The organism is uncultured Adlercreutzia sp. (genome assembly GCA_910585575.1).
Lineage (GTDB): Bacteria > Actinomycetota > Coriobacteriia > Coriobacteriales > Eggerthellaceae > Adlercreutzia.
On the sequence record CAJUFS010000093.1, the window covers coordinates 1 to 7,594 of the forward strand.

The following is a 7,594-nucleotide window of genomic DNA, read 5'->3' on the forward strand; positions in this document are numbered from 1 at the left end:
GGCCACGGCCACGGGCGTCATAACCGACTCTTTGATTGAGGACGGCTTGTGCAGCGCCCAGAGCGCCAGAATGATAAGAACGGTCACGCCCACCGCCGAGGACACATCGCGCGCCTCGGGACATACGGCGAGGTAGTTCGGATAGAGGTACACATTCGTGAGCCAGGTGCCGAAGACGTCTCCCGTCAACGCAATGAAGCACAGCGCCCAGAGCAGCACTCCCCTTGTCTTGTTTGCCACGTTTCCTCCCATTCGATTCCCCTTGGGGGCAGCATAGGCCATTTCACCCCTCGCTGACAAGGGAAAAGGTGCGATCTGGTACCAGAAGGGTGAGGGGCCAACGGGGCCGTGTCACCCGTGAAAATGGTGCCTGGGTGGTGAGGACGGCAGGGCTTTCGCCTGGCAACATGGGACTATCAGATGCAGCGGCCCCAAGGCGGGTCGCAAGACCCAGGGAGGGCCTCGCATCAACGACCCATTAGGAGGGAACCTTATGAAGAACACTGCCACCGTCTCTCGTCGCAGCTTCCTCACCGGCGCCGGCGCCCTTGCAGGACTGGCCGCCGTTTCCATGGCCGGCTGCGCGCCCCAGGCCGCCGCGCCTGCCGCCACCGAGACCGCCAGCGAGGGCAGCGAGCTTGCCGCCACCGGCAGTGACTGGCTGGGCGCCGCCCCCGAGATCGCCGAGAGCGACATCGTGGAAACGCGCGACACCGAGCTGCTCATCATCGGCGCTGGCAACGGCGGCATGGCTGCAGCCGCCACGGCAGCCGATTTGGGCCTCGACTTCACCTTGTGCGAGAAGACCGAATCTATCCAGAAGACGCGCCACTGGTTCGGTGCCATCAACACCAAGTACACCAAGGCCGCCGGAGCCGAGGTGGACACCGCCAAGCTGCTGAACGAGTTCACTCGCTACGCCTCGGGTCAGGCCGACCAGCGCGTGGTGCGCGTATGGATCGACGAGTCGGCCGAAGTGACCGACTGGCTCGACCCCATCCTCACGGCTGCCGGCATGACCTGCGCCTTCGATAACGATATCGATCATAAGACCGGCGGCACCGACTTCTACCTGGCCCCTATGGAGCACTACTACTCCGGCAAGGACGAGGCCGGCGAGGCGCTCGAGCGCAACAAGGTGCTGCTCGCCTACATCAACGAGCGCGGCTACGACGTCGCCTACAACCATAGCCTGGCGCGCCTCGTGCAGGACGAGTCGGGCCGCGTGACGGGCGCCATCTTCGAGACCCCCGAGGGCTACGTGCAGATCAACTCCGAGAAGGGCGTGCTGCTCACCACGGGCGGCTACACCTCCAACGCCGACATGCTGCGCGCCTGCAACCCCATGGTCGACCGCTGCGTCACCCTGCAGTACGGTTCTCCCAGCAACGTGGGCGACGGCATCAAGGCCGCACTGTGGGCCGGTGCCCAGAAAGATGCTATCGGCGCGCCGATGATCTTCGACCGCGGCGCGGTACTTCCCGGCGAGAACGCCGGCATCGCGAGCGAGGCCGGCCAGCCCGCGACGTTCAACGGTACCGACAAGCAGTTCAACCTGGGCAGCCAGCCGCTCATGAAGGTCGCCCGCGACGGTAAGCGCTTCGTGAACGAGTCGACCCCCTACGACTTCTGCTGCTTCGCAGCGGCGGCCAACGAGGGCGGCGTGTTCTGCCAGGTGTTCGACTCCAACCTGAAGGAAGACGTAAAGCGCTTCTCCACCATCGGCTGCTCGCGCCAGACCCAGCAGCTGCTGGCCAAAGAAGAGGCCACGCCCCTCGAGGAGATCTACGCCGACCAGCTGGAGAAGGGCACCATGGTCATGGCCGACACCATCGACGAGCTCGCCGACAAGCTTGGCTTTGCCGGCGAAGCCAAGGATGCCTTCCTCGCCGAGGTAGAGAAGTACAACGGCTTCTACGATGCGCAGAAGGACGACGACTTCGGCAAAGAGGCCTACCGCCTGTCCGCCCTGCGCAAGGCACCCTTCTTCGGCATCTGGTACGGCGGCTCGCTGCTGACTACCGTCGACGGCCTGCGCATTAACGCCGACATGCAGGTGCTCGACGCCCTGAACCAGCCCATCGAGGGGCTGTACGCCGCCGGCGACTGCTCCGGCTCGATGTTCGCCAACAACTACCCCGAGTACATCGTGGGCTGCGCCTGCGGCCGTACCCTCACCTTTAGCCGCCACGCCGTGCGCCACATGGCCGGCGACCTGGCCTAAAAGAACTCAGCCGGGATCGCCCTCCCTTCCGGCCGTTCTATAACGAAGACGCCTGCAGCGCATGGCTGCAGGCGTCTTCGCGTTTGCGGCGAATGGGCCGTTTGGTTCGGAGACTCTACGCTTCCGGCTGGAACGTGTCCCGATCGGGGGCGAAGGACTGCATGGCCTCGATGGTGCGGGCAAACAGCTCGTCCATTTCCCAACCGAGCATCTCGGCGCCGCTGGCAATAACCTCGCGGCTCACGCCGGCGGCGAAGCGCTTGTCCTTATACTTCTTCTTGAGCGACTTCACGTTGAAGTCCATGACCGACTTGCTGGGACGCATGACGATAGCCGCACCGATGAGGCCCGTCAGTTCCTCGGTGGCGAAGAGGATCTTCTCCATTTGCAGCTCCGGCTTGGGCAGCTCGGGGTTGAAGTCGGACGTGTGCGACTGGATGGCGCGGATGAGCTCGGGCGTGCCGCCGGCCTCCTCGATGAGCGGTGCGGCGTAGATGGTGTGCAGCTCGGGCTCGTCGTCGTGCTCTTCCCAGTCCAAATCGTGCAGCAGGCCCACAATGCCCCAGAACTCCTCGTTCTCGGGATCGTACTCGCGGGCGAAGTAGCGCATGGTCTGCTCCACCGTTTCGCCGTGCTCGATATGGAACGGATCCTTGTTGTGGGCCGCCAGCAGCTCGAAAGCCGCCTCACGGGACATACCGGCGTTCAACTCAGCCATAGTTCTCCTCTCTTAGCAGCGCCCCCTCGGCGCGCTTTCCCTCGTTTTCGTTTGAAAACACTATAGCGAGATTCCGTCTCGCACGCGATGGAGTTTTCTCTAGAAAACGAAAGAGGCCGTTGGGGCATTTCCCAACGGCCTCCATCAAGACGGCCTCTTTCTTTCCTAGGCGCCCCTCCCTCTCGCGCACGCCGCAGCCACGAAAGGCCGTCGCTGTTTTCTGCGCAAAATCTGCGGTCTGTTAACACCCCTCGATAAACAAGGGCACCTTTTTGACCAGAGCAGGAAAGCAGGAATTCCGCGACCAGGCAAAACGTTCTGCTCTTTCGCACGCAACAATTCAGCGCGATTGGTCTGGTTAACTCAACGCAAAAAAGTCGCAGACACGGGCTGCCTGGATCTAGAAAACAACCCCCAAGCCGTTGCAGATAAGACCCCAGAACACGCCCGTGCCGTAAAGAATGACGATGATGGCCAGGTTCTGTTTCCAGTGGCGGTTCGCGCGCGCCAGCACCAGCAAACCCACGCCGGCCGATACCAGCAAACCCGCGAGCATGGCCCCGGCCCCCAGCACGCCGTCGACGTACAACTGGGCGATAACCACGCTGGCGGCGCAATTCGGGATGAGGCCCACCAAAGCCGTGGCGAACACCGAGAAGTTGGGGTTGTCGCCCAAGAACTGAGCAATGGCATCCTCGCCTACCGTTTCGAGCACAATGTTCAGGGCGATGGTGATGATGAAGATGAAAAGCGTTACCTGCACCGTGTGCACCAGGGCGCTTTTCACGATGCCCTTCCAACCAGCATCGTGGGAATGGTCGTGGTGGCAGCAGGCGACGGCGTCGTGAGAGCCGCCGTGATCATGGGCGTGGTCGTGGTCGCCGCAGTCGTGCGCGTGTGTTTCGTGGTCATGGGCGCATTCGCAGGCCTCATGGCCTTCATGGCGGTGAGCCTTGGACCCGCTGGCCAAATCGCCCAACAGGCCTTCGGGCTCGGTGGCGGCGGCCAGCTGCGCGTCGTCATAGTGCTGATAGGCCAGCTCAGGGTTCTCCTCGCAGGCCTCGCAGTCGTGGTTGCAGCCGCACTTGTCCTGCTCGCACAGCTCGTGAATGCGCAGCTTGTCCTTGTCGCGACGCGCCAGACGCAGCACCGCGTCCACAATGAAACCCATGACCATGCCGATAACCACCTTCGCGCCCATAACGGACAAGATGGTGTTGCCCGGCACTTGCTCGGCCAGGAAAATGGGCAGCATCTCATCGGAAGTGGAAAGGAACACGGCGAACAAGGTGCCCAGGGTGATGACGCGACCAGCCCACAGCGTGGCCGCCACAGCCGAGAACCCACACTGAGGCACCACGCCTAAAAGAGCGCCCACGATAGGACCCGCAGCCCCGGCATGGCGGATGGCGTTCTGGGTTTTGGCGCCCGTCTTGTGCTCAAGCCACTCCATAGCCAGGTAGGTGACGAACAGAAACGGGATAAGATAGAGCGTGTCGGCCAGAGAATGCTCCAGCACGTGCTCAGCGATATGTGCAATTTCTTCCATAGGAAGAATAATAACGCTCCCTTGGCACGAGCGCGGTCAACTGTTCCGCAACGGGAGCCGAACACCTTGGGACGGTCCACGCGACACGACCCCCAGGGTGCCAGGCTCAATCGCCGCAGCAAACTGCCCCACCGGTCACTCCTAAGCGGCGGAGTCTTCCCCTGGTTGAGACTGGCCCTCTTCCACCACCAGCGGCCCGTGCACCTTCTCGTCCTTCGGCAGAAGCAGGCTGGCCAAAATGGCCACCACGAACACCATGGCCACGCAGTTGTCGGCGAAGACGCTTTGCAGCAGGTCGGGGAAGATAACGAATATGTCGCTCATTTGGGTGAAGCCGATGCCCACGGCCAGCGAGAGCGCCGCGATGGTGATGTTGCGCTGGGAGAAGCCGGCGCTGGCAATCATCTGGAAGCCCGACACAATGATGTTGCCGAACATCATGATGGTGCAACCGCCCAGCACCGCCTCGGGCAGCGAGGCGAATATCAGGCTGACCACGGGCACAAAGCCGGCCAGCACCAGCACGAAGGCGCCCGTGGCAATGGCACGGCGGTTCACTACACCGGTCATGGCCACCAGGCCCACATTCTGAGAGAACGAGGTAACCGGCGAGCAGCCGAAGATGCCCGAGAAGGTGCTGACCACGCCATCGGCCGTAACCGCGCCGGAAAGCTCCTTGTCGCTGGGTGAGCGCTTGAGCGCCACGGCCGTCAGGGCCGAGCAATCGCCGACCGTCTCGGTAGCGGACACCAGGAACAGCAACGTGATGGACACGATGGCGCTGGGGTTGAACTCGGGCATCACCGGCATAAGAGCCGGCAGACTGAACAGCTCGAAATTGGCAAAGCCCGAGAAGTCCACCTTGCCCATGAAGATGGCCACCACATAGCCCACCACCAGGCCGAAAAGCACCGAGAGCTGCTTGGTGGCGCCCTTGGCCAAACCCTGGAAGGCCAGGCACGCCACCAGCGAGATAGTACCGAGGATAAGGTTGGGGGCACTGCCGAAGTCAGCCGCATCGGTGCCGCCGCCGAACGAGGCCGCGCCCACGCCCAACAGCGAGAACCCGATGGCCGTTACCACCACAGCCGCCACAATGGGGGTGATGATGCGGCGCCAGTAGCGGGCAAACAAGCCCAGGACGCCCTCGATCAAGCCGCCCACAATAACCGCGCCCACCAAGGCACCGTAACCTTGGGTAGCGGCCACGGTGCAGGCCACCGTCACAAAGGTGAAGCTGATGCCCATGACAATGGGAAGCCCCGAACCGACGCGCCAGAGCGGAAACAGCTGGATGAAGGTGCCGATACCGGCAATGAACATGGCGTTCTGAATGAGCACGGCACGCATGTCCTCGGAAAGCCCCGCCGCACCCACGATGATGGCAATGGGCGCCAGGTTGGCCACGAACATAGCCAGTACGTGCTGCAAGCCGTAGGGGAAGGCCTCGAGCCAGCCAATAGAGCCATCCAGGGAGCGAAGAGCCTCTTCTTTCCCATCGCGAAAAGCCACGCCGGCCTCGCTTTCGATAACTACCTCTTCCTCTTCGGGGGACGCCGGAGCATCGGTGCGGGTAGTGTCGCTCACAGGAACTCTCTTTCTTCTTGGTCGACAACAGAAACGGGGGCGAAGCCTGCTGCCCTCGCCCCCGCCAACGTGCGGTGAAGGTTAGTGACGGAACTCGATGGCACCGGTGGCCGGGTCCATGGATTCAACGATGGCCAGCGACTGCAGGTCGTAGCCCTGCTCGCGCAGCTCGTCGCCGCCGCCCTGGAAGCCTTTCTCGATGGCAATGCCAATGCCCTCCACGGTGGCGCCGGCGCTCTCGCATATTTCCAGCAAACCGCGCAGAGCACAGCCGTTAGCCAGGAAGTCGTCGATGATGAGCACGTGATCATCGGGACCGAGGAAGCGCGTGGACACAATAACGTCGTAGATGCGGTTATGGGTGAACGACTGGATGCGTGTGGAGTACATGGTGCCGTCCAAGTTGATGGACTGGGTCTTCTTCGCGAATACCACGGGCACCCCGAAGTGATGGGCCACCACGGCGGCAATGCCGATACCGGAGGCCTCGATGGTCAGCACCTTGTTGATGGGCTTGTCGGCGAACAGGCGCTTCCACTCCTCGGCCATGGCGGAGAACAGCTCGATATCCATCTGGTGATTGAGAAACGCGTCCACCTTCAGAACGCCGCCCGCCTTCACCACGCCATCGCGCAGAATGCGCTGCTCCATCAGCTCCACGAAAACCTCCTTGGGATGCGAAAAACGTCTTCCCCTATCTTAGAAGAACTCGCTTATATTGGCGATATCAAACCCATAACAAAGAAGGCATCCAAGGATGCCTTCTTGCGAGTTAGTTTTTTCAATCTCCCCGGTTCGCCCAAGGAAGTCAGCGAGCGGTTCTGCCGTGTTTTGAATTGACCCGCCTTTGGGCCAAGTGGCCTTCGTGCCACGCCGTGCCCAAAACAAGGGGCAAGGCAAAATGCGGCAGAACCGCGCAGCGTCGGCAGTGCCGAACGGCCGTCAGGCCGTTCGGAACCAATTAGTACATTCCGCCGCCGCCACCCATGGCACCGGCCAGAGCGGACAGGTCCGGACCCTCCTTGGGGATCTCGTTGATGGTGGCCTCGGTGATGAGGATGAGGGCCGCCACGGAAGCTGCGGACTGCAGCGCGGTGCGGGTCACCTTCACCGGGTCGTTCACGCCCATCTCGATCATGTTGCCGTACTCGCCGTTGGCGCAGTTCAGACCTTCGCCCTTCGGCAGGCTCTTCACCTTCTCGACCACGACGGAGCCCTCGAAGCCGGCGTTCTGGGCGATGGCGCGCATAGGAGCCTCGATGGCCTTGCGGATGATGTCGATGCCCACTTCCTCGTCCTTGTCGGAAGCCTGCACGGCGTCCAGGCAGCCAATGGCGTCGACCAGAGCCACGCCGCCGCCGGCGACGATGCCCTCCTCGACGGCTGCGCGGGTAGCCTGCAGGGCGTCCTCGATGCGGGACTTCTTCTCCTTCAGCTCGGACTCGGTAGCAGCGCCCACCTTCAGCACGGCCACGCCGCCGGACAGCTTCGCCAGACGCTCCTGAGCCTTCTCGCG

At 62.6% G+C, this 7,594-nt stretch carries 6 protein-coding genes and 1 pseudogene; 1 reads left to right on the forward strand and 6 read right to left on the reverse strand.

Annotation, left to right across the window (positions count from 1 at the left end; translation table 11 throughout):
• Window positions 1-240: pseudogene (locus QZ307_RS10145) on the reverse strand (hypothetical protein); the annotation flags it as partial.
• 253 nt (window positions 241-493) lie between these two features.
• Here QZ307_RS10145 and QZ307_RS10150 point away from each other — a divergent pair.
• Window positions 494-2,224, forward strand: a complete 1,731-nt coding sequence (locus tag QZ307_RS10150; protein WP_295999516.1) for an FAD-binding protein — start codon at window positions 494-496, stop codon at window positions 2,222-2,224.
• Between the two features lie 115 nt (window positions 2,225-2,339).
• On the opposite strand, the gene QZ307_RS10155 is transcribed toward QZ307_RS10150, so the two are convergent.
• The 5 genes from QZ307_RS10155 to QZ307_RS10175 form a co-directional block, all read right to left on the reverse strand.
• Window positions 2,340-2,942 (reverse strand): HD domain-containing protein, encoded by a 603-nt coding sequence (locus tag QZ307_RS10155; protein ID WP_275206681.1) that lies wholly within the window; start codon window positions 2,940-2,942, stop codon window positions 2,340-2,342.
• A gap of 400 nt (window positions 2,943-3,342) precedes the next feature.
• Window positions 3,343-4,491, reverse strand: a complete 1,149-nt coding sequence (locus tag QZ307_RS10160) for a putative manganese transporter (RefSeq protein ID WP_295999519.1) — start codon at window positions 4,489-4,491, stop codon at window positions 3,343-3,345.
• Between the two features lie 141 nt (window positions 4,492-4,632).
• Window positions 4,633-6,078, reverse strand: coding sequence for a nucleobase:cation symporter-2 family protein (locus tag QZ307_RS10165; protein ID WP_295999520.1), 1,446 nt, complete (start codon window positions 6,076-6,078; stop codon window positions 4,633-4,635).
• 81 nt (window positions 6,079-6,159) lie between these two features.
• On the reverse strand, window positions 6,160-6,738 hold the full coding sequence (locus QZ307_RS10170; RefSeq protein ID WP_343074492.1) for a xanthine phosphoribosyltransferase: 579 nt from the start codon (window positions 6,736-6,738) through the stop codon (window positions 6,160-6,162).
• 301 nt (window positions 6,739-7,039) lie between these two features.
• Window positions 7,040-7,594, reverse strand: a 555-nt coding sequence (locus tag QZ307_RS10175; protein ID WP_295999523.1) for a TCP-1/cpn60 chaperonin family protein, incomplete at its 5' end; no start/stop codon positions are given.